Source organism: Mucilaginibacter robiniae (genome assembly GCF_012849215.1).
Lineage (GTDB): Bacteria > Bacteroidota > Bacteroidia > Sphingobacteriales > Sphingobacteriaceae > Mucilaginibacter > Mucilaginibacter robiniae.
This window is the reverse complement of record NZ_CP051682.1, coordinates 2,950,746-2,972,260: the sequence shown is the minus strand read 5'-3', so window position 1 is coordinate 2,972,260 and position 21,515 is coordinate 2,950,746. Positions and strand designations below refer to the sequence as shown.

Genomic DNA, 21,515 nt, shown 5'->3' with positions numbered 1-21,515 from the left:
GAATATATGTATTTTTGAAACATGCTGAAAATAGTGCATTTAAACACGTATGATGGTAACGGAGGTGCAGGCCGTGCCTGCTTACGTCTTAGCAAAGCATTGTCCGACCAAAATATTAATTCTAAGGTGATTGTGCACTATAAATTTGGTAAAAATCCGCTTATAGGCACCTTTAACAATACGCTGCTGCAAAAAACCTATACCGCTGCCACCATTGTGTTTGAGCGCATATTGGCTAAGCGCTTGCTTAAGCCCATGAAACGCACGCCTTTTTCATTTACCTGGTTCGGGCGCTCGGTAATACACCACCCTGATGTAAAAGCGGCTGATGTGGTACACCTGCATTGGGTAAACCATAGTTTTTTAAACCCGGCACATTTAACGGAGCTTAAAAAGCTGAACAAACCCATTGTGTGGACTTTTCATGACAGCAATGCTTTTACCGGCGGCTGCCACGTACGTTACACCTGCGACCACTTTGTGCGCCAGTGCGGCTATTGCCCACTGCTTAAAAAAGCTGATGCTGACGATGCCTCTCACCAAATTTGGGAACAAAAGCATGAAGCCTATCAGCAATTAAATTTTAACATTGTAGCGCCTAGTGCCTGGATGCTAAGTTCGGTATTGCTGAGCAGCCTGATGAAAGACAAACCTGTTTTGCAAATACCGAACACGCTGGAAACGGACGTTTTTAAACCTTCAGACAAAGCAGCCGCTAAGAAGAATTTAGGACTACCTGAAGATAAATTCATTTTTCTGACCGGCTTTATGCCCTCGCGCAAGGATTTGCATAAGGGCACCAGCTATCTGCTGGAAAGCTTGGAGCTGCTTAAAGAAAAGCTGGGTGTAAAAGCGACCGATGTAGAGCTGGTAGTATTTGGCAACCGCGATGCTAAAGACATACCTGATTTTGCTATTAAAACCAGCTTTTTAGGTACCATCAGTAATGATGAAAAACTGGCTTTATGCTACGCTGCTGCCGATGCTTTTTTAATTCCATCGTTGGAAGATAATTTGCCATATACTGTAATGGAAAGCCTGGCTTGCGGCACGCCTGTTGTGGCTTTTACCACCGGGGGCATACCCGACATGGTGCAACATCAGCAAAATGGTTATCTGGCTGAATATCGATCTTCAAAAAGCTTTGCTGATGGTATGGAATGGATCATTAACCATACCGACCAACCAGCCTTACAACAACAAGCCCGCGAGGCGGTCATGAATAAATATGCCGAAAACCTGATTGCCGAAAAGCATATCGGTTTATATCAACAAGTATTGCAGCAACACGGACAACCTATTACAGGAGGCCCGCATGTTTAAGCCTCGGTTAAGTGTGATTACAGTAGTGTACAACAACGTTCAGGATATTGAGCGTACGGTAAAATCGGTTATTCACCAAACATATGACAATATAGAATACATTGTGGTGGATGGCCAATCAACCGATGGTACGCTGGATGTATTGTACCGTTATCAAATAGTTTTTAGTCAGTTTATCAGCGAAAAGGATGCAGGTATTTATGATGCCATGAACAAAGGTTTGGCTTTAGCTACCGGCGATTATGTGATTTTCATGAACTCGGGCGATGAGTTTTATGCCACTGACACGGTAGCCCGCGTTTTTGCCACCGAACTCAACGCTGATATTTACTATGGCGAAACAGAAATGATAGATGCCAATGGCAATAGCTTAGGTCAACGCCGCCACCAAGCACCCCAACAATTTACCTGGCGCAGTTTTAAATACGGCATGAGCATTAGCCATCAGGCTATCTACATTCGTCGGGCGTTAACGCAGCCATATAACCGGCAATATGCTTTAAGTGCAGATATTGATTGGATATTGCAAGCCGCAAAACAAGCCCGCAAAATTGTGAACGTGCATGCCTACGTCGCCAAATATCTGGTAGGCGGCATGTCGAAAAAGAAACATCGCCAAAGCTTGCTGGAACGTTTTGCTATTATGCGCCAGCATTATGGGCTGCTACCAACCCTCTTCAACCATGCGGTAATTGCTTTTAATTTAGGCTGGTACTGGTTGCTGCACCGGAGAACCAATGATTAATCAGAATTTACAGGATTGGTGAATTAGCAGAATGAACGACTTTGAATTTACGCCGTTGTCTGTGTCCTCACAGGCAACAGTATATAGTAACCAGCAACTAGTTGTCTGTGAGGACGCAGGCAACGGTGGTCAATTATATATTATTGATAAAACGGCCATTCATTCTGAAAATTCAAACCATTCTGTAAATTCTGATTCAGACAATTACAACAATCTTTAAATGAAACAGTATACCCACATCTTCTTCGACCTTGACCATACCATTTGGGATTTTGACCGCAACGCCGAAGAAGCTTTACAGGAGTTATATATATTGCACCAACTGGAGGCGTTAGGCTTAAGCTCGCCTCAACAGTTTATTGAAACTTACACCCGCAATAACCATCAGCTATGGGCCGAGTACCATTTAGGAAAAATTAGTAAGGAAACGTTGCGGTTGTTGCGGTTTAATAAAACATTTACTGATCTAGGCTTGCATCCAGATGCTATTCCGGCAGGTTTTGAAGATGCTTACGTACAGCTCTGCCCTACTAAAACCAACCTGTTTCCGCATGCACATGAAACCTTGAGTTACTTGCAAAGTAAATACACGTTGCACCTGATCTCGAACGGCTTTCGTGAATCAACCGAACGTAAAGTAAGCGGCACAGGATTGGCACGCTATTTTCAACATATTATTATTTCGGAAATAGTAGGTGTAAACAAACCGGATAAAGCGATATTTGAACATGCCCTGAACTTGGCCGGAGCTGCGAAAGAAGAAAGCTTAATGATAGGCGATAGTCTGGAGGCTGATATATACGGTGCTTTAAATTTTGGCATAGATGCCATTTATTTCAACCCGTTGCAAGTACCCAAACCGGCCGATGTACCAATGCAGATACACAGTTTAGACGAGTTAACCCGATTGCTATGAATTTAGCCGACGAATACAAAGCCATTAAAATTGCGCTAGACAATTACCGCAGCCGACTGGATGAAGTTACCGAAGAACAGTTTACGGAAACTCCGCCCATAGGTGGATGGTCGTTGGCTGAAGTGTACTCACATATTTTACAGGCTGATTTGGGTTCAACCATTGCAGCAGAAAAGTGCTGCCTGAAAACTGGGGTGCATACCCGTAAAGGCTTAAACTGGAAAGGAAAACTGGTATTTCTATTAAACCGATTTCCGCCGGGGAAGCGTAAAGCCCCCGCTGCTATAGCAAATCTTACCCAGAAAATTTCGAAAGAAGAAGCCCGGAACCTGATTGTGCGCCTGCGCAAACGGGTGGATAGCATTATGCCCATGTTGCACAATGCCCCTCAGGATGTAAAAATTAGTCACCCTGGCTTGGGGATGCTGGATGCCCGGCAATGGCTTAAGTTTTTGCGCATCCATACCGAGCACCACATTAAACAATTAGACAGGATAGAAAAAAGTTTAAAACAGGAGTAACCTTTTAACTTTAACGTAGTCTTAACGTAGAAGTAATTTAAATACCTGACTTTTATCCTGTTATTACCATGAACGTTGAGTACCCTTATCTGATTGTTACCGGATTGCTGCTATTACTGGCTGCTTTTTACGTAAGCCCTTATGAGCTGAGCGTACAAGATGACGAAGACGACGAGTAACTAACGGTCAGGTTCTGTTTGCTTTATACCTCGTAGCCATACTGAACGCAGGTGGTAATAACACTTAACGTTTGTGAGTTACCCTTATGGCTAAGCGCGAAATTGATATTCTGGTTATTTCAGATGTGCATCTGGGCACTTATGGTTGCCACGCTAAAGAGCTGCTGAACTATCTAAAAAGCATTCGCCCGAAAAAAGTAATCCTGAACGGCGATATTATTGACATCTGGCAGTTCAGTAAATCTTACTGGCCCGAATCGCACATGAAAGTGGTGCGCAGGTTGCTTAAGTTCGTAACCGATGGTGTTCCGGTTTATTACCTCACCGGCAACCATGATGAAATGCTCCGCAAGTTTACCGACCTCAAACTGGGTAAGTTTCAGTTGCTGAACAAACTGCTGTTAAATGTTGATGGTAAGAAAGCGTGGATATTTCACGGGGATGTATTTGACGTTACCATGCAGCATTCCAAATGGCTGGCCAAATTAGGAGCCATTGGCTACGATACGCTGATTATTTTAAATAGCATGGTCAACTGGTGTCTCACAGCACTGGGTCGCTCTAAAATGAGCTTTTCTCAACGGATAAAAGGCCGCGTTAAAGAGGCTGTAAAGTTTATCAACCACTTTGAACAAACCGCTGCCGACTTGGCGGTAGATAAGAAGTATGATTACGTAATTTGCGGCCACATCCACCATGCCGAAATACGGCACATTCAGGCACAACATAAAACTTCCTCGGTACTCTATCTTAACTCAGGCGATTGGGTGGAAAGTTTAACTGCATTGGAATATGTAAATGGAAATTGGCGTATTTACCAGTATAATCCGACTGAGTTTACTACAATCGCTGATGAAGATCATACCGACGATGAAGATCTAGAAGCCAAGCTGGATGTAAACCATCTGCTGGAACAATTCAAGCAGAAAGTACAATAATAGCAAACAGCCTTTATAATTACTCAATAACTACAAAGGCTGTTAATTATAATTTTATAACGAGTTATTGCTTGGATAGATAATATTTCGTCCAGAAATCTTCCGATTTAGAAAGCACACTATGGTCAATACCGGCATTCATGCCACCTCTGCCCATACCACCACGACCGCCTCCCATACCGCCGCGCCCCATGCCGCCGCCCATACCTCCACGGCCACCACTCATGCCGCCTCTGCCCATTCCACCTTCAGGACCCATACCGCCGCCATCTAGTCCGTTTGAAGGCCGGGTCACGCCATTAATTTTAATATTAAAGGCCCATTCGCTACTCGCTAAATCAGCAGCATCAAAAAACTTTAACGGGATAGCAGCTTCATACACCAGGTTCCCGTCGGCATCATAATCCAGCGCGGTTTTGAAACCGTAGGTGTTGGAAGTGGTAATCATATCATTCTCTACATCTTTAAAACCAGTAACCTTTATATTTCGGAGCTTAGTTAACCGGGCACGACGCATCTCTTCCCGATCAGCGGGACCAGGGCCATTGTCCATTTGGTCTTGCATTTCGCTCACACGTTTTTTCATGTCTTCCGCATTGTTTGCATCAGCTACGGGGAAAGTAACGCTGTACGTATCTTTCTTCTTCCCTTTGGTATTAATGCCCAAAGTAAGGCCAGCCCGCACAATACGTTCCTGCTCGGTACGATCATTAAAGCGGATAGCTAAGTATAAGTTCTCTTGGTCGTTGGCTAAGGTATAGTATAGTTTTTTGTCTTCGTTGTAATATCGTAAACTATCGCCCCAGTCTTTGAGGTTACCATCAATTATTATCTGAGCAGGTGGCCTGTTCAGTTTACCGATACCTGATGCCGATTGTGCTTTTGCAGTACCTATTACACCTAATGCAGCCAGCCCTAACAAGCCGGAACGAAGAGCAACTTTTAACATAATTTCTGTAATACTTTTTTGATCCGTAAGCCTTCTACTAGGCAGAAACGCCTGCTTAATTTGCAAAATTAAACTGCATTTATCCCGTTTTATTATGGCTTTTAAGTAACTTTGCCGTGATAATATTTTTATGCCGACCGAAGTACAGGAAGAAACGCTTACGCTTGACGAGATACTGGCGAGCCTGAAAGAAATGCACCGTCTGATATTGTGGAATGACGATGTAAACACATTCGATCATGTAATTCATTGCATGATGAAATATCTGGATTACTCAGAATCGCAATCTGAAAAAATTGCCTGGAAGGTGCACAACGAAGGTAAATGCGCCGTGTTGGAAGGTTCATTCACCGAAATGGAAGTTTACCGGAAAATATTACAGCAAGAAGGCTTAACCGTTTCGGTTGATTAAAACCGCTTATCTTTAAGCTATCCATCGCAAGCTACGAAGCCATTTCTACATAGGCATGTACTTGTTCCTGTTATTTATACAGAGATGGTCACGTTATAGCTCGCAATGGCGATTTATAATATATCCTTTTAGCATTCGGGTAAACTGATGGGAATATTGATAGCCAATCCGCCATCTGAGGTTTCTTTATACTTGGAGTTCATATCCAGTGCGGTTTGCCACATGGTTTTCACGACAGCATCTAAACTTACCTTAGCCTGATCGGGATTACTTTGCAAAGCCAGTTGGGCTGCTGTAATGGCTTTGATAGCCCCCATGGTATTCCTTTCGATGCAAGGTACCTGTACTAAGCCGCCTATAGGGTCGCAGGTAAGGCCGAGGTGGTGTTCCATAGCAATTTCGGCAGCCATGAGTACCTGCCGTTGCGAACCGCCCAAACATTCTGTTAAAGCCGCAGCCGCCATAGCAGAGGATACCCCAATTTCAGCCTGACAACCACCCATAGCAGCTGATATGGTAGCTCCTTTTTTGAAAATACTACCAATTTCAGAAGCTGTAAGTAACAATTGAATAATACGATCTTCACGGTAGCCATCGCAAAACACAATAAAATACATCAGTACAGCCGGTATAACCCCAGCAGCGCCATTGGTTGGTGCCGTAACTACACGGCCAAACGATGCATTTTCTTCATTTACGGCGAGTGCAAAGCAGCTTACCCAATCCAATATATTCTGGAAGCCTTGCCCGGTTTGGCGAATCACATTCACCCATTCATCAAAACTTTGATAAGGCCGGTCGCCGGTAAGTCTGCGGTTTAAAGCAGCAGCACGTCGGGCTACATTCAAGCCGCCAGGCAAAAAGCCTTTGGCATGGCAGCCTCGGTAAATACATTCTTTAATCACTTTGAAAATTTGCAGCATACCCTGGCGCGTTTCACCTTCTGAACGCCAAGCCAGCTCATTTTCCATAACCACTTCCGATATTTTAAGCCCGGTTTTGCGACACCAGTGCAATAATTCGGCAGCAGTATCAATCGGGAATGGCAGATCCACTTCAGCTAAGCCGCCATTTTGCGGCCCGCCCTCGCGCACCACAAAGCCACCACCTATCGAGTAATAAGTTTCAGACACTGCCTTTCCGGTACTTAAAAAAGCCTGAAAGGTTACGGCATTGGGGTGATAAGGCAAACTCTGCGTAAATAAAAACAGCAAATCATCTTCACTAAAAAAGCTGATTCGATGCTGACCACCTAACAATAACTGGTGAGTAGTTTTAATTTCTTCAATACGGGTGTTAAGCTGCTCCACCTCGAAAGTAACGGGATCATGCCCGCTTAAGCCTAGCAAAATAGCAACATCGGTACCATGGCCTTTACCTGTTTTAGCCAGTGAGCCATAAAGTAATATTTTAATTTGTACGACCTGGCTTAATCCACCGTTTTGCTCCAGTACTTGCACAAACTGCTGTGCTGCCCGCCAAGGACCTAAAGTGTGTGAACTGGACGGACCAACGCCTATCTTAAATATATCGAATACTGAAATTTGCTCTTTTTGCATCTGTTACAAAGTTATTACATAGCAAGCTTTGCAAGGCTATTTGAAAAGTAAAATTATATGAATAATTTGAGCCAGTTAAGCAATTTAAAACCAAACACATGGAACCATTTCAACAACCTTTTTCACAACCACCTATGCCACGTCCTAAAAACTGGCTGGTAGAATCAATTTTAGTAACTATTTTTTGCTGCTTGCCTTTTGGTATTGCCGGCATTGTTAATGCAGCCAGTGTAAACAGCAGATTTGACAGTGGTGATTACGAAGGCGCCTTAAGAGCATCACAACAAGCCGGTAAATGGACAAAAATTGGCTTTGGGATTGGCATAGCCGTTATTGTACTTTATGCTATTTTTATTTTTACTGTAGGTAAAAACATGATGCAAAGCCCTTACCGCACTTCGTACGGACAGTAATGAAATCTAAAAAGCTATATTTTGCAGTACCTGTGTTGGGTATGTTGTTGTATGTGTACTATCGGTTCAATCCGGCAAAGTATAGCTTTTTTCCAAAATGCCCGTTTCATTACCTTACTGGTTTAGATTGCCCAGGCTGCGGCTCGCAGCGGGCGGTTAACTGTTTACTTCACTTAGATATTATAGGAGCCTTACACCAGAACTTGTTGCTGGTAATGAGTCTGCCGTTTTTAGCCATTCATTTTGGTTATCGGCTGGCGGGCTTTATTAAACAAAAAGATTACCGCTGGTCGGTTATTTATCATCCGGCTACGCCTATCATAACCGGCATTATTGCGGTTACGTTCTGGATTATACGTAACTTACCGTATTACCCATTTAAGCATTAAGCGTAGCATCATTAGCAGCTACCATATGGTTATAATCTTTTACTATAGTTTGCAGAAATTGTAAATCATCCATCTGTTGCATTTGGGTTAAGGTAATACCCAAGTGTTCCTTAATGCGTGCAGCCATCTGGTAAACTACATCCTGGTTTCCGGTTTGCATGTAGGTACCAATTACTTCATGAATTAACGCCACCTCTTTATCAATAAGCTGTACAGCCTGCGTAAACACCGGTTCATAATTCAAATCGGTAACGGGCAGGTGAGCTACATGCTCCATCGTGGTGCGGGGTGAGGTTTTGATAAGTGTGGTTCCGGCTACTAAATCACCAATGCGCTGGTGCTTATCAGATACGGCGGCGGCTATCAGGGCTACCATTCCGCCGCCTATACCAAAATCAACAACTCGAAAAAGCCAGCGTAACAAGTATTGCCCGATAGTTGGCTGAGCACCATCCAGGCTTACTACTTTAATTTTCATGAGCCGTTTGCCTACACTCTGGCCGTTCATAAATATTTCGCAAACCAAATCGTAGAAGATATAAAGACCAAAGTAAACAAGAAATACAAACCCGATGGCTGCATTACTGACTACACGGCTGGTTGATAAAGTAATAATTACGCCTAAAATTAAAATAGCTATAAAAATACCGTAGTCAATTAACCGGGCTAGTATACGTTCGCCTATCCCGGCCATTTCGTAATCAATCGCTATATTTTGTGAAGTATTTATCGTGATGGTTTGCATGTTAACAAATATATAAGCCTAAAGAAACTTTTAGTTGAAAACTTTTAATTTTCTGTTTACTTTAAGCCGGTAAATAAATAGGCCTAAACCATGCGCGAACCCTTATTTGTAAAACAGAATGCCGGTAAATGGAAACGCTTTGAGGAAGATGCATTACGCAGCCCCGATGAGCTGGCCGACAACTTTATACAAATAACAGATGATTTGGCTTATGCCAAAACTTTCTACCCTAAATCAAAAACTACGGCTTACCTGAACGGCCTGGCAGCCCGCCTGCATCAATCTATTTACAAAAACAAGAGTGTAAAAAGCAACCGCTTTGTTTTGTTCTGGAAATATGAATTGCCTGAACTATTCAAAATTTATGAGAAACAGTTGCTCTACTCATTTTTACTGCTCATTGTTTTTTGCCTGATCGGTATTTTATCAGCCAAGTATGACAATCAGTTTTTACAAGTAATTTTAGGGCCACAGTACGTGAACATGACTAATGAAAACATTGCCAAAGGAGATCCTTTCGGTGTCTACAAGCAGCAAAATGAATTTATTATGTTTTTTGAAATTGCCGGCAACAACCTGTATGTATCGTTCTTGTTTTTCTTGAGCGGCATATTCTGTTCGGTATTTACCGTGTTCCTGATTTTTAAAAATGCGATCATGCTAGGTTCATTTGAGTATTACTTTTTCAGTAAAGGATTAGGCTGGAAATCTATCCTGGTAATCTGGATACATGGCACACTCGAAATATCAGCTTTTGTGGTAGCCGGCGCAGCCGGGTTAATTTTAGGCAGCAGCATTCTTTTTCCAAAAACTTACACCCGCCTGCAATCCGTTAAGCGTGGTGCCAAAGATGGATTAAAGATTGTAATTGGGTTGGTACCCATTATTACCACCGCTGCTTTTTTTGAAAGCTTTGTAACCCGCCATACCGAAATGCCGGCATGGTTAAGCTTAACTATTTTAGGCACATCACTGGCCTTCATGATATGGTACGTAATTATTTATCCTAATCGCTTATACAAAAACAACACCCGTTATGGAACAGAATATTGAACTAGCTAAAACACGTGATTTTGGTGAAATTATTAACGATACGTTCGTTTTCATCAAACAAAACCTAAAACCGCTGCTAAAAAGTTTTTTTACTATATGCGGTTTGCTTCTGCTGGCTTTAGCCATTGTACAATCCTTACAGATGATAAAGGTGTATGATTTACAACGGCAAATATATACCGCTGCTTCAGGCTCTGGTACAAGCTACAATGCCGGCTATCGGTTTGGTTACCAGTACGGGCAAATGGCCGGGCAGTACTTACTAAGCTTTGCTGTTATGATTTTATTTTATACGGTGATGCTGATTACAATTTTATCATACATTGCCCTGTATAAAGAAAAAGGAAACATTGCACCTACCACCGAAGAAGTTTGGGTGTATGTGAAATATTACTTTTTGCGTGTATTGGGTAGTAGCATTTTATTGGGCCTTTTACTGATGCTGGGCATGGTGCTGTGTCTTATACCGGGCATTTGGCTGTACCCTATTACAGGTTTAATACTAGCTGTTATAGTTTTAGAAAATGCTCCTTTTGGCTATGCTTTCAATCGTGGTTTTAAACTGATTAGTAACAATTGGTGGCTTACCTTTGGCTGCCTGTTTGTGGCCGGTCTTATTGCTGGCTTAGGCGCTATGGTGTTTACTGTGCCTAACTATATTATCATGTTTTACAATTTGCTGGTGCATACCCGAGCTTCGGCAACCAGTTCAGTGCCGCTGGTTTTTATTACCACTACTATACAAATACTGGGGCAAACGCTGCTGATTATTCCACTGGTTACCTTGGCATTGTGCTACTTTAACTTAACCGAAAACAAAGAAGGAACCGGCCTGCTTAATCGCATTAATCAGTTTGGTACCACCAAACCCCATACCGATTTACCTGCCGAAGAATATTAGCATGTACCGATTATACCTGTTATTCCTTTTGTTAGTTTTGGCACCTTGCAGTTATGCAGCAAACACCAAAACCAATAAAACTAAACCCAATGCACCAGCACACTTGCGTACAGATAGCAGCACGCTGGTACAGCAACGCAGCTTTGATAATGCCTATTTGAATCAGCTTAAACAACAGCCGGATTTTCAATACCACGAAACACAAAGCAGCCCATCATTATGGACCCGTTTTTGGCGTTGGTTCTGGAGTTTGTTTGATGACTGGAAAGTTAGCCGGAGTACAGGTCCGTTAATGGTAAATGTATTTAAATATTTATTTATTTTAATAGGGGCGTCTGCATTAACGTTCCTGATTTTGCGGATAGCCGGGGTAGATCTGTTAAAGATACTAAAACGCAAACCGGCTGATGCGACCCTGCCTTATGCTGAAACGCTGGAAAACATACACGAAATTGATTTTGATACCGGTTTGGAGCAGGCTATTAGTCAGCGTAACTACCGTTTAGCGGTTCGCTTGTTATACCTGAAAGCGCTAAAGCAATTGAGCGATCAACATTTGATACATTGGCAAATCAATAAAACCAACAGCGCCTATGTAGATGAACTCAAAAACTTGGAACAGCGCGAAACCTTTACCATACTTACCCGTCAGTTCGAATATGTATGGTACGGCGAATTTGCGATTAACGAGCAGGCTTTTCAGAACATTAGTATCCTGTTTACCAACTTTAAGCAAACCCTGGCATGAAAGATTTAAAAATTCTGCTATCTGTAGGCTTTGCTTTATTATTGATATATGCCATAGCCGAATATAACCGCCCCAAACCGGTTAACTGGCGCTCCAGCATGTATTATCTGGATAAAATACCATTTGGCACGTATGCTTTATACCAGCAATTAGCGCATATCTATCCAGGTAGCCAGATTACTAAAACCAACCAGCCTATTTACAATGCTTTACACCATACTGGTGTGCAAGGCAATTATTTTGTACTATCTAATTCCATATCGTTAGGTAAGGCCGATTATCATGCCCTGGTTGATTATTTAAAAGCTGGCAACAATGTATTTATTGCGGCTTACAGTTGGGAAGGAACGCTGGCCGATACTTTAAACCTGGATGTTCAGGCAGGTTTTGCCAAAGGTAACTTGGGTTTAAACTTTACTAACCTTAAGCTTAAACAAGCTAAACCTTACCATTTTGAGCATGATATCAGCAACTCTTATTTCAGCAGTTTTGATACGGCTCATGCAGTAGTACTAAGTCGCAATACCGCAGGTAAAAGTAACTACCTGCGGTTTAGTTTTGGCAAAGGCAACCTTTATTTGTGTGCAAACCCGCACCTGTTTACCAACTATAGCTTACTTACGCCACAAGGGGCTGATTATGCTGCCAAAGCACTATCCTACTTGCCTACTACGGCTAACCTGTACTGGGATGAGTACCAGAACCATGACATACCTGAAGATGATTCGCCTTTGCGGGTACTATTCAGCCATGAGAGCCTGAAATGGGCTTACTACATCAGCCTGCTGACTACCCTGATTTTTGTTGTATTTGAAATTAAGCGCCGGCAGCGGGTTATACCCATTGCTGACCCATTACAAAATACCACGCTTGATTTTGTGCGCGTAGTAGGCCAGGTATATTATGAAAGCCGGGATAACAGCAACATTGCCCGCAAAAAAATAACCTACCTGCTAGAACATTGGCGCACTTGGTATAACCTGAAAACACAAGCCCTCAACCGAGAGTTTACCGACCTGCTGGCTCAAAAAGCCGGGTTAGCACCCGATTTTGCTTTAGAGCTGGTAACTTATATTAACTACATTCATCCGTTGCAGCGGGTTACCGATGCTGAACTGATTGAATTGAACCAACTGATAGAAAAATATTATACCCTGACCGGATTACATGGAAAACGAACTGTTTGAACAACGAACTGACCTAAGCCGCTTAAACCAAGCGGTTGAAAAAATTAAAGCCACCATCAGCCAGATTATTGTAGGGCAACAGGAAACTATTGACCTGCTGATTGCCGGCATACTGGCCGATGGACACTTATTAATTGAAGGCGTACCAGGTGTAGCCAAAACTTTAACCGCCAAACTAATTGCCAAGGCCATTGATGCGCAATATACCCGTATTCAATTCACGCCCGACCTGATGCCCTCAGACGTGATTGGCACTTCGGTATTTAACCCTAAAACTACCGATTTTGAATTTAAGCATGGCCCGGTATTCGGCAATATTGTACTGATTGATGAAATTAACCGGGCACCAGCCAAAACCCAATCGGCTTTGTTTGAGGTGATGGAAGAGCGCCAGATTACGGTAGATGGACAGCTGTACAAAATGGCGGAACCTTTTGTGATTCTGGCTACCCAAAACCCGGTAGAACAAGAAGGTACCTACCGTTTGCCTGAAGCCCAACTTGACCGCTTTTTGTTTAAGGTAGAAGTAAAATACCCTACGCTGGAAGATGAAATTGCTATTCTAACCCGCCAGCACCAGCATAAAACAGCCGATCAGCTAGCTGACATTCAGCCTGTGCTATCCGCTCAAGATATTATAGCCGTACGCCAGCAGGTGCGTGAACTGTTTGTGGAGCCTAAACTACTGGAGTTTGCCGCCCGTATTGTATTTGAAACCCGGCAGAATAAATCGTTATACCTGGGTGGTTCGCCACGGGCTTCTCTAGCCATCATCAGCAGCGCTAAAGCCTTAGCTGCCATGAAAGGGCGCGATTTTGTAACACCTGAAGACATTATCTGGGTAGCACCGGCAGTACTGCGCCACCGCATTATGCTATCGCCAGATAAGGAAATGGAAGGCGCTACGGCGGATGAAATAGTAGCACAAATCATCCAGAAAATAGAAATACCACGCTAAGCTATTACAAGTGAAAAACTTTTTCAACCTGTTTTATAAAAACCTCTTTTTAACACGCCGCTTGCTGTTCGGACTTATAGCGGCTGTGGTATTTTTTATATTCAGGTTCTTTTTTTCGTGGTTGGGCTGGCTGCCTAATCTGTACGTTGGAGCTTTAGTACTGCTGGCAATTATTGATGGCGTATTACTCTATCGTACCCGCAACGGTTTATTTGCCCGCCGACAAGCTCCCGAACGGCTGAGCAATGGCGATGATAATGAACTGGGCATCTACATCGAAAACTTCTATCCTTTTCCAGTTAGGCTGGGTATTATTGACGAAATACCTTTTCAATTTCAAAAGCGCGACATCTGGTTTAAAACCAGTCTGGCACCTCATCAGCATAAATTACTTACCTACTTATTAAAGCCACTTAAGCGCGGCGAATACGAGTTTGGATTAATCAGAGTATTTACTCAATCGCCATTGGGTTTACTGATGCGCCGGTACAATTTTGAAGAAAGCGAAGTGTTACCAGTGTATCCATCGTTTTTACAAATGCGGCAGTATGAATTGATGGCGATTTCCAATCGCTTGAGCGAACTAGGTGTGAAGAAAATCAGGCGGCTGGGTAACAGTATGGAGTTTGAGCAAATTAAAACTTACGTTCCCGGCGATGACTACCGCAACATTAATTGGAAAGCTTCGGCAAGGCATGGCACGTTAATGAGCAACTCCTACACGGATGAAAAATCGCAGCAGGTGTATTGCATCATTGATAAATCGCGCTCCATGAAAATGCCTTTTGAAGGTTTAAGCTTGCTGGATTATGCCATTAACGCCAGTCTGGTATTATCCAACGTAGCTTTACTGAAAGAGGATAAAGCTGGGTTAATAACCATTAGTGAAAAAGTGGGTGCTATTGTTCCAGCCGAAAAGAAACCAGCGCACCTGAACAAAATACTAGAGGTACTGTATAAGGAAAAAACACGCTATCTGGAAACCAATATGGAGTTGCTCTATTCTACCGTACGGCGGGTAATTAAACAACGTAGCCTGGTTGTATTTTTTACTAACTACGAAAGCATGCCGGCTTTGCAACGCCATTTACCTTTTTTAAAGCGCATAGCCAGCTTTCACCTGTTGTTGGTTGTATTTTTTGAAAACACCGAATTAAAAATGTTAGGTCAGGCACCTGCTGCTAACTTGGAAGATATTTATATTAAAACCATTGCTGAAAAGTTTGCTTACGATAAAAAACTGATGGTAAAAGAGTTAAACAAATACGGCATTCTATCTATATTAACTTCGCCGCAAAGCTTAACCATCAATACTGTAAACCGGTATCTGGAACTGAAAGCCCAGCAAAAAATATAGTTTTAGGATTGAAGCTGAGTGTGTAGATTTAGCAACTAAGCAGAAGCAAACAGAAAAGTTTCCCGCTTATAAACTGTAACAACCACGTTCCATCTTCATCTTAAAAACAAACCCATTCTGATGATTACTGACGACCCTTATATTTTAAAAGTAGAAGGACTGCATATTAATTACGGCAATTTCAAAGCGGTGCAAAACGTAGGCTTTGATGTTTTACCCGGTGAAATATTTGGTTTATTAGGGCCTAACGGTGCCGGTAAAACCAGCACGTTAAGCGCTATTGAAGGCTTAATCAAATTCCAGTCGGGAACTATCATTGTTGATGGGCAGGATGCGCTTGAAAAACCACTACATGCCCGCGCGGCCATGGGCGTACAGTTACAATCTACCAGCTTTCAGCCGGAGTTGAATGTGGAGCAGATTTTACAGCTATTCGCTGGCATTTATGGCGTTCCGCTAAGTAAAGAAAAACTGCGTGGCATTCTGCAAGATATTCAGTTGGAAGATGCCGCTCATAAAAAGTTCGGACAGTTATCGGGCGGGCAGCAACAACGTGTATCGCTGGTAATAGCTACTATTCACAACCCGCGCTTGGTATTACTGGATGAGCCGACTACCGGTCTCGACCCGCAATCGCGTCGACAGCTTTGGGAACGCATGGAAGCCATTCGGGAAAAAGGCCATTCTGTATTACTAACCACCCACTCGATGGAAGAAGCCGAAGCCGTTTGCGACCGCATGGCTATTATCGACCATGGCCAAGTCATTGCTATTGATACGCCACAAGCGCTGATAGATAAACACCGTCATGATCCGGAAGTGATAGCTGTTTCGCGACGGGGCAAAATTACGTTAGAAGACGTATTTATTGCCTTGACCGGCCGTGCTGTACGGGCATAAAACCAGAGATTACATAAATAGAGTCAACGAATACAGTTCTCCATACTTTAAGTTGCAATAACCACGATCAATCATGACCACCATACCTAAAACTTCAACAGCACTAGCCGCTTTAATACGGGCCGACTTTGCGACTTTAAAAAGCAACCGTCGTTCAGCAATGCTTTCATTGCTGGTACCTGTTATTATTTTAATCTCCTGGAAAAGCCTGATTGATAAAATGGGTGGTGCTTATGCCTTATCTTCAGCCATTACGTTTGGACTAATGGCTATTGGCTTGATGGGGTATGCCATTACCATCTCTCGTGACCGGGATAAAGGTGTGTTTCAACGCTTGCGGGTAGCCCCCGTACCACGCTGGACGATTATGGTTAGCCGGCTCATTATACAACTGGCTATGATTATCCTTTTAACGCTTGTTGTTTTTTATGTAGGCTACAGTTTTGATAAGATCACCTTATCACCTTTAGGTTATGTACTCACCCTATTTACAGCTATTGTGGGTGGCGCTGTTTATTTAAGTTTGGGCCAGTTAATGGTAGGGCTCATCAAAAACCCGGAAACAGTCAATGCCACTACCCGCATCGTTTATTCCGCTTTTATACTGGTAGGTATGTTTGGCGAAAGCGGTTTACTGGGCGAGCAAACCAAGCACCTGGTACAATGGTCGCCTTATGGTTCGGTTAAACTGATGCTGGCTGCCAGTATGAACCCTGCTCAATGGACATCTGATACCACCTTTGCTTTATTAGCCTCGGTAGCTTATATAGTAGTTTTTGCAGCCATCGGTATTCAGAAGTTTAAGTGGAATACCAAATAAAAGATAAGGTATTTTATCTCTTTTACTATATTTAGTACTTCATTACCTCTACACCTAAATTACATTTCTTGCTATGAAGTACTACCTGGGCTTGCTTACGGCTGCTTTATGCCTGAGTTTACGTTTATGCGCTACGGCTCAAACCGTAGTTTTAACGCCTCCTATGGGCTGGAACAGCTATAATTGCTATGGTTCTGCCGTACATGAAGATGAAGTAAAAGCCAATGCCGATTACTTGGCTAAGTTTTTAAAACCCTACGGCTGGCAATATGTGGTGGTCGATTTTTTATGGTCGTATGATAATCCGCCGGGCAGCCATATTGGTAATCCTTTTCAAAAACAACTAGGTGATGGCTCTTATATACCTTGGCTAACTATGGATCAGTGGGGCCGTTTAACGCCGCAGCCTACTAAATTCCCCTCTGCATTTGGCAACAAGGGCTTTAAGCCTTTAGCTGATTATGTACACGCCTTAGGATTAAAATTTGGCATTCACATTATGCGAGGCATACCGAGGCAAGCAGTGTGGGCTAAAACGCCTATACTGGGTACTCATGGCATTACGGCTAACCAAATTGCAGATACCACCTCTACCTGCACTTGGATGAACCACATGTACGGTATTGACATGACTAAACCTGGTGCGCAGGAATATCTGAATTCTATATTAAAGCTGTATGCCTCATGGGGTGTAGATTTCATTAAGGTAGATGATATATCGCGACCTTACCATAAGGCTGAGATTGAAGGCTATCAGAAAGCCATTAAACAATGCGGCAGACCTATGGTATTGAGCATTTCTCCGGGTGAAACTCCATTAAGTGAAAAACAGCATGTACAACAACAAGCCAACATGTGGCGCATGGCCGATGATTTTTGGGATAGCTGGAAAGAATTGGTTCAAATGTTTAAGTACGCCAAATCGTGGGAAGGTGTAAGTGGTGCGGGACATTGGCCAGATTGCGATATGCTGCAAATAGGGAAGCTATCTAAACGCGGTCCGGTAGGTCCTGAACGTTATAGCCGGTTTTCGGAAGATGAGCTTTATACGCACATGACTTTCTGGTGCATTTATCAGTCGCCATTAATGATGGGCGGTAACCTACCTGAAAACAGACCGCTAGAGTTAAAGCTTTTAAATAACCCCGAAGTACTGGCAGTTAACCAGCATGGCGAACATCCACAACAATTGTACTTTAAAGAAGGTGACAGTATGGTTTGGTATTCTAATGTTCCAGGTTCCAAAGACCGCTATGTGGCTATGTTTAACCTGTCTGATCATCCGCAAAAAGTAAAAGTAGATTTAAACGAACTAGGCTTGAAAGGTCAGATCAAAGTACGCGATTTATGGAAGCGTAGTGCTGTGGGTGAGTACGAACATGAATATGCAACTCAAATTAATTCACATGGAGCTGTGTTAATCAAACTAACATCACGTTAAACTTAAGTATAGTAAGAAAACTGAGATATAGCTTATCTTGCTTTTATTATCACGTTCCGGGGAGTTTAACACCCGCTATTTTCAAGTCTTTAATAATACGTTCCTGTAAACTCAGTTTAGCTTTCAAGAAATTAGCGGGCTGTACCCAAACCCGTACGGTAAAGTGAATACCATCCGGATCAATTTGCGATATACCTATATATTTAGACGGGTTGGTTAGAATATTTTCAGTAGCAGAAGTAGATTTATCCAGTAGGCTGATAATCTGATCGGGGTCAACAATAAAACCTAACTTCAGATCAATATCCAACCGACGGCTACCTTCGCGAGATACATTTACAATGACCTCGTTAAACAACTTACCATTAGGAATAATAACAGTTTTATTATCAAAGGTAAGCACCACAGTGTAAAACACCTGTATAGAGGTAACTACCCCATCTTGCCCTTGGGCTATGATATTATCGTTTATTTCAAAAGGCTTAAGCAGCAGAATCATTACGCCACCGGCAAAATTTTGTAAGGTACCCGATAAGGCTAAACCAGCTGCCACACCAAATGCACCAACTACAGCAGTAAAAATGGTTACCGGCAATCCTACAATCTGCATTACTGCAATAATCAGTAATACATTCAGTGATGTAATGGTTAAACTAAGAAAGAAGGGTTGTAATGACGAATGTACCGCTTTTTGGCTCATCCGTTTGCGCATCCAGCGCTTTAACATATTGATAAGCCATAAGCCTATCAGGAGTACTATTAGACCGATAACTAACTTCGGTCCTTCATTAACTATATAATCATAAGCTTTGTCATAAAATGGCTTAATTCTCATTCAGCAATATTACGACATTAAACTTGCAAATATTTCAGGAGCGTTAAGGTTTACCCACTCGATAATCCTGCTCTGCAATTTTCTATTTTGGGTAATGTGTTTCATAGTACTTGTAGATTATCAAATGATATGCCCTACAATGCCGTTTATTATTTTTTGTACAAAAATAAGTTTGTTCCCCTTAATAATTGTCATTAATCAATCATTTGATTAATTTTTATTCAAGTTTATGCCTTATATAACCTACTTATCTTGTACATATATATAAACGTTGTTTACAAAATCGTACAAAAACTTCTACAATACCCCAAAATAGCTTGTACCCCTACCACACTTAATTGTTTGTACAAAATACGCTACAGTGGAAAACTTTTAGTACAGTGTATATTAAAACAGATAGCTTGCTTAAACTATAATGTACACCAAACTATCAATTAATCATTTACTTATAACATGCACTCGTCTATTTAGCATTAAAACACAAAGCCCCGGCTAAAAATAGCCAGGGCTTTGGTAAATATATTATTGTGCTTGTAAGCAGCTATTACATCATGCCGCCCATGCCGCCCATTGGAGGAGCACCAGCACCAGCTTTTTCTTCTTCCGGATCATCAGCTAACACACACTCGGTGGTTAATAACATTGATGAAATAGAAGCAGCGTTTTCTAAAGCTACGCGTGATACCTTAGTTGGGTCGATTACACCGGCGCCAATTAAGTTTTCGTATTTATCGCTACGTGCATTGTAACCAAAATCGGCAGTACCCTCTTTAACTTTTTGTACTACGATTGAACCTTCAATACCTGCGTTTTCGCAAATTTGACGTAAAGGCTCTTCAATAGCACGTTTAATAATTTGGATACCGGTCTTTTCATCTTCATTTGCACCTTGCAATTCATTTAAAGAAGCAACGGCACGGATGAAGGCTACACCACCACCAGCTACGATACCTTCTTCAACAGCAGCGCGGGTTGCGTGTAAAGCATCGTCAACACGATCTTTTTTCTCTTTCATTTCAACTTCGGTAGCTGCACCTACATATAATACAGCCACACCACCTGATAACTTAGCTAAACGCTCTTGCAGTTTTTCTTTATCGTAATCAGAGGTAGTAGTTTCAATTTGAGCTTTGATTTGGTTGATACGAGCTTTAATTTGCTCAGCATCACCAAAACCGTTAATTACAGTAGTATTGTCTTTGTCAATTACTACTTTTTCAGCAGTACCTAAGTAACTCAGGTCAGCGTTTTCCAGTTTGTAACCGCGCTCTTCTGAAATTACAGTACCACCAGTCAGGATAGCAATATCTTCCAGCATAGCTTTACGACGGTCGCCAAAACCAGGAGCTTTAACAGCAGCTACTTTCAGTGAACCACGAATTTTGTTAACTACTAATGTAGCTAAAGCTTCGCCATCCAGGTCTTCAGAAATAATAACCAGTGGTTTACCGGTTTGTACTTGTTTTTCCAGGATAGGCAATAATTCCTTCATAGAAGAAATTTTCTTATCGTAAATCAAAATGTAAGGAGCATCCAGCTCAGCTTCCATTTTATCAGCATTGGTTACGAAGTATGGAGAAAGGTAACCACGGTCAAACTGCATACCTTCTACAGTTTTCACTTCAGTTTCGGTACCTTTTGCTTCTTCAACAGTAATAACACCATCTTTACCTACTTTGCCCATTGCATCGGCAATCAAGGTACCAATAACTTCATCGTTATTAGCTGAAATGGTAGCTACTTGTTTAATTTTATTATTGTCTTCACCAACAGTTTGTGATTGCTCTTTCAAGTTAGCCACAACTGCAGCAACAGCTTTGTCAATACCGCGTTTCAAATCCATTGGGTTAGCACCAGCAGCTACGTTTTTGATACCAGCAGTAACAATAGCTTGCGCTAAAACGGTAGCTGTAGTAGTACCATCACCTGCAATATCAGCAGTTTTAGAAGCTACTTCTTTCACCATTTGTGCACCCATGTTTTCTAAAGAATCTTTTAGTTCGATTTCTTTAGCTACAGTAACACCATCTTTAGTGATAGCTGGTGAACCGAATTTCTTGTCAATAATTACGTTACGACCTTTAGGGCCTAAGGTTACTTTAACCGCATTAGCCAAAATATCCACACCGCGTTTCAGAGCGTCGCGTGCTTCAACATTGTATTTAACTTGTTTTGCCATGTCTTTTTTAAATGATTGATTATTGATTTGTTGAATGATTGATTTTG

The 21,515-nt window shown here is 42.2% G+C and carries 22 protein-coding genes; 17 read left to right on the top strand and 5 right to left on the bottom strand.

The features are described from left to right. Window positions 1-21: 21 nt before the first annotated feature. From HH214_RS13205 to HH214_RS13185, 5 genes are all read left to right on the top strand, one after another. Window positions 22-1,323, top strand: coding sequence for a glycosyltransferase (locus tag HH214_RS13205; protein WP_248282095.1), 1,302 nt, complete (start codon window positions 22-24; stop codon window positions 1,321-1,323). Then, window positions 1,316-2,068 carry a glycosyltransferase family 2 protein gene (locus HH214_RS13200; protein WP_169608346.1) on the top strand — a complete coding sequence of 251 codons (753 nt, stop codon included), beginning with the start codon at window positions 1,316-1,318 and terminating at the stop codon, window positions 2,066-2,068. The genes HH214_RS13205 and HH214_RS13200 overlap by 8 nt, the downstream gene beginning before the upstream one ends. Before the next feature lie 220 nt (window positions 2,069-2,288). Next, entirely contained in the window at window positions 2,289-2,984 is a 696-nt protein-coding gene (locus tag HH214_RS13195) for a YjjG family noncanonical pyrimidine nucleotidase (protein WP_169608344.1), read from the top strand. Next, window positions 2,981-3,505 carry a DinB family protein gene (locus HH214_RS13190; protein WP_169608342.1) on the top strand — a complete coding sequence of 175 codons (525 nt, stop codon included), beginning with the start codon at window positions 2,981-2,983 and terminating at the stop codon, window positions 3,503-3,505. Before HH214_RS13195 ends, HH214_RS13190 begins: the two co-directional genes overlap by 4 nt. Window positions 3,506-3,770: 265 nt before the next feature. Next, complete coding sequence (locus HH214_RS13185; RefSeq protein WP_169608340.1) at window positions 3,771-4,622, top strand: UDP-2,3-diacylglucosamine diphosphatase; 852 nt, start codon at window positions 3,771-3,773, stop codon at window positions 4,620-4,622. A 64-nt stretch (window positions 4,623-4,686) separates the two neighbouring features. Here the strand turns inward: HH214_RS13185 and HH214_RS21970 are convergent, their stop codons facing one another. Then, window positions 4,687-5,571 carry a hypothetical protein gene (locus HH214_RS21970; RefSeq protein ID WP_211166226.1) on the bottom strand — a complete coding sequence of 295 codons (885 nt, stop codon included), beginning with the start codon at window positions 5,569-5,571 and terminating at the stop codon, window positions 4,687-4,689. Window positions 5,572-5,701: 130 nt separating this feature from the next. Here HH214_RS21970 and HH214_RS13175 point away from each other — a divergent pair, with 130 nt between their 5' ends. After that, entirely contained in the window at window positions 5,702-5,983 is a 282-nt protein-coding gene (locus tag HH214_RS13175; RefSeq protein ID WP_169608338.1) for an ATP-dependent Clp protease adaptor ClpS, read from the top strand. A gap of 128 nt (window positions 5,984-6,111) precedes the next feature. Here HH214_RS13175 and HH214_RS13170 read toward each other — a convergent pair whose 3' ends face one another. After that, complete coding sequence (locus HH214_RS13170; RefSeq protein WP_169608336.1) at window positions 6,112-7,542, bottom strand: L-serine ammonia-lyase; 1,431 nt, start codon at window positions 7,540-7,542, stop codon at window positions 6,112-6,114. A 98-nt stretch (window positions 7,543-7,640) separates the two neighbouring features. Here HH214_RS13170 and HH214_RS13165 point away from each other — a divergent pair, with 98 nt between their 5' ends. After that, entirely contained in the window at window positions 7,641-7,955 is a 315-nt protein-coding gene (locus HH214_RS13165; RefSeq protein WP_211166225.1) for a CD225/dispanin family protein, read from the top strand. Next, entirely contained in the window at window positions 7,955-8,344 is a 390-nt protein-coding gene (locus tag HH214_RS13160; protein ID WP_169608335.1) for a DUF2752 domain-containing protein, read from the top strand. Before HH214_RS13165 ends, HH214_RS13160 begins: the two co-directional genes overlap by 1 nt. Here the strand turns inward: HH214_RS13160 and HH214_RS13155 are convergent. After that, window positions 8,334-9,089, bottom strand: coding sequence for an RDD family protein (locus tag HH214_RS13155; RefSeq protein ID WP_169608333.1), 756 nt, complete (start codon window positions 9,087-9,089; stop codon window positions 8,334-8,336). The two genes, HH214_RS13160 and HH214_RS13155, sit on opposite strands and share 11 nt — an antisense overlap. Before the next feature lie 90 nt (window positions 9,090-9,179). Here HH214_RS13155 and HH214_RS13150 point away from each other — a divergent pair, with 90 nt between their 5' ends. The 9 genes from HH214_RS13150 to HH214_RS13110 all read left to right on the top strand — a co-directional run bounded on the left by HH214_RS13150 (window position 9,180) and on the right by HH214_RS13110 (window position 18,454). Then, window positions 9,180-10,142 (top strand): stage II sporulation protein M, encoded by a 963-nt coding sequence (locus HH214_RS13150; RefSeq protein ID WP_169608331.1) that lies wholly within the window; start codon window positions 9,180-9,182, stop codon window positions 10,140-10,142. Then, complete coding sequence (locus HH214_RS13145; RefSeq protein ID WP_169608329.1) at window positions 10,126-11,043, top strand: hypothetical protein; 918 nt, start codon at window positions 10,126-10,128, stop codon at window positions 11,041-11,043. The genes HH214_RS13150 and HH214_RS13145 overlap by 17 nt, the downstream gene beginning before the upstream one ends. A 37-nt stretch (window positions 11,044-11,080) precedes the next feature. Beyond that, window positions 11,081-11,791, top strand: a complete 711-nt coding sequence (locus tag HH214_RS13140) for a DUF4129 domain-containing protein (RefSeq protein ID WP_169608327.1) — start codon at window positions 11,081-11,083, stop codon at window positions 11,789-11,791. Beyond that, window positions 11,788-12,978: a DUF4350 domain-containing protein gene (locus tag HH214_RS13135; RefSeq protein ID WP_169608326.1), complete on the top strand. Its 1,191-nt coding sequence runs from the start codon at window positions 11,788-11,790 to the stop codon at window positions 12,976-12,978. Before HH214_RS13140 ends, HH214_RS13135 begins: the two co-directional genes overlap by 4 nt. Further along, the gene (locus tag HH214_RS13130) at window positions 12,959-13,936 is read left to right on the top strand and encodes an AAA family ATPase (protein WP_169608324.1); all 978 of its coding nucleotides are present in this window, start codon (window positions 12,959-12,961) and stop codon (window positions 13,934-13,936) included. Before HH214_RS13135 ends, HH214_RS13130 begins: the two co-directional genes overlap by 20 nt. A gap of 10 nt (window positions 13,937-13,946) precedes the next feature. After that, window positions 13,947-15,293 carry a DUF58 domain-containing protein gene (locus tag HH214_RS13125; RefSeq protein ID WP_169608322.1) on the top strand — a complete coding sequence of 449 codons (1,347 nt, stop codon included), beginning with the start codon at window positions 13,947-13,949 and terminating at the stop codon, window positions 15,291-15,293. A gap of 120 nt (window positions 15,294-15,413) precedes the next feature. Next, on the top strand, window positions 15,414-16,193 hold the full coding sequence (locus HH214_RS13120) for an ABC transporter ATP-binding protein (RefSeq protein WP_169608320.1): 780 nt from the start codon (window positions 15,414-15,416) through the stop codon (window positions 16,191-16,193). A 73-nt stretch (window positions 16,194-16,266) separates the two neighbouring features. Beyond that, entirely contained in the window at window positions 16,267-17,013 is a 747-nt protein-coding gene (locus HH214_RS13115) for an ABC transporter permease (protein ID WP_169608318.1), read from the top strand. A 73-nt stretch (window positions 17,014-17,086) separates the two neighbouring features. After that, window positions 17,087-18,454 carry a glycoside hydrolase family 27 protein gene (locus HH214_RS13110; protein WP_169608316.1) on the top strand — a complete coding sequence of 456 codons (1,368 nt, stop codon included), beginning with the start codon at window positions 17,087-17,089 and terminating at the stop codon, window positions 18,452-18,454. 49 nt (window positions 18,455-18,503) lie between these two features. Here HH214_RS13110 and HH214_RS13105 read toward each other — a convergent pair whose 3' ends face one another. Both HH214_RS13105 and groL read right to left on the bottom strand, forming a co-directional pair. Next, on the bottom strand, window positions 18,504-19,289 hold the full coding sequence (locus HH214_RS13105) for a mechanosensitive ion channel family protein (protein ID WP_169608315.1): 786 nt from the start codon (window positions 19,287-19,289) through the stop codon (window positions 18,504-18,506). Window positions 19,290-19,833: 544 nt separating this feature from the next. Further along, a complete protein-coding gene (gene groL / locus HH214_RS13100) occupies window positions 19,834-21,468 on the bottom strand; it encodes a chaperonin GroEL (protein ID WP_169608313.1) in 1,635 nt (544 codons plus the stop codon). Window positions 21,469-21,515: the final 47 nt, after the last annotated feature.

Coding starts and splice junctions, on each gene's coding strand:
- HH214_RS13115 (WP_169608318.1), top strand. CDS start 16,267: ATGACCACCATACCTAAAACTTCAACAGCACTAGCCGCTTTAATACGG.
- HH214_RS13185 (WP_169608340.1), top strand. CDS start 3,771: ATGGCTAAGCGCGAAATTGATATTCTGGTTATTTCAGATGTGCATCTG.
- groL (WP_169608313.1), bottom strand. CDS start 21,468: ATGGCAAAACAAGTTAAATACAATGTTGAAGCACGCGACGCTCTGAAA.
- HH214_RS13135 (WP_169608326.1), top strand. CDS start 11,788: ATGAAAGATTTAAAAATTCTGCTATCTGTAGGCTTTGCTTTATTATTG.
- HH214_RS13145 (WP_169608329.1), top strand. CDS start 10,126: ATGGAACAGAATATTGAACTAGCTAAAACACGTGATTTTGGTGAAATT.
- HH214_RS21970 (WP_211166226.1), bottom strand. CDS start 5,571: ATGTTAAAAGTTGCTCTTCGTTCCGGCTTGTTAGGGCTGGCTGCATTA.
- HH214_RS13120 (WP_169608320.1), top strand. CDS start 15,414: ATGATTACTGACGACCCTTATATTTTAAAAGTAGAAGGACTGCATATT.
- HH214_RS13165 (WP_211166225.1), top strand. CDS start 7,641: ATGGAACCATTTCAACAACCTTTTTCACAACCACCTATGCCACGTCCT.
- HH214_RS13150 (WP_169608331.1), top strand. CDS start 9,180: ATGCGCGAACCCTTATTTGTAAAACAGAATGCCGGTAAATGGAAACGC.
- HH214_RS13160 (WP_169608335.1), top strand. CDS start 7,955: ATGAAATCTAAAAAGCTATATTTTGCAGTACCTGTGTTGGGTATGTTG.
- HH214_RS13170 (WP_169608336.1), bottom strand. CDS start 7,542: ATGCAAAAAGAGCAAATTTCAGTATTCGATATATTTAAGATAGGCGTT.
- HH214_RS13200 (WP_169608346.1), top strand. CDS start 1,316: ATGTTTAAGCCTCGGTTAAGTGTGATTACAGTAGTGTACAACAACGTT.
- HH214_RS13105 (WP_169608315.1), bottom strand. CDS start 19,289: ATGAGAATTAAGCCATTTTATGACAAAGCTTATGATTATATAGTTAAT.
- HH214_RS13110 (WP_169608316.1), top strand. CDS start 17,087: ATGAAGTACTACCTGGGCTTGCTTACGGCTGCTTTATGCCTGAGTTTA.
- HH214_RS13205 (WP_248282095.1), top strand. CDS start 22: ATGCTGAAAATAGTGCATTTAAACACGTATGATGGTAACGGAGGTGCA.
- HH214_RS13175 (WP_169608338.1), top strand. CDS start 5,702: ATGCCGACCGAAGTACAGGAAGAAACGCTTACGCTTGACGAGATACTG.
- HH214_RS13195 (WP_169608344.1), top strand. CDS start 2,289: ATGAAACAGTATACCCACATCTTCTTCGACCTTGACCATACCATTTGG.
- HH214_RS13155 (WP_169608333.1), bottom strand. CDS start 9,089: ATGCAAACCATCACGATAAATACTTCACAAAATATAGCGATTGATTAC.
- HH214_RS13190 (WP_169608342.1), top strand. CDS start 2,981: ATGAATTTAGCCGACGAATACAAAGCCATTAAAATTGCGCTAGACAAT.
- HH214_RS13130 (WP_169608324.1), top strand. CDS start 12,959: ATGGAAAACGAACTGTTTGAACAACGAACTGACCTAAGCCGCTTAAAC.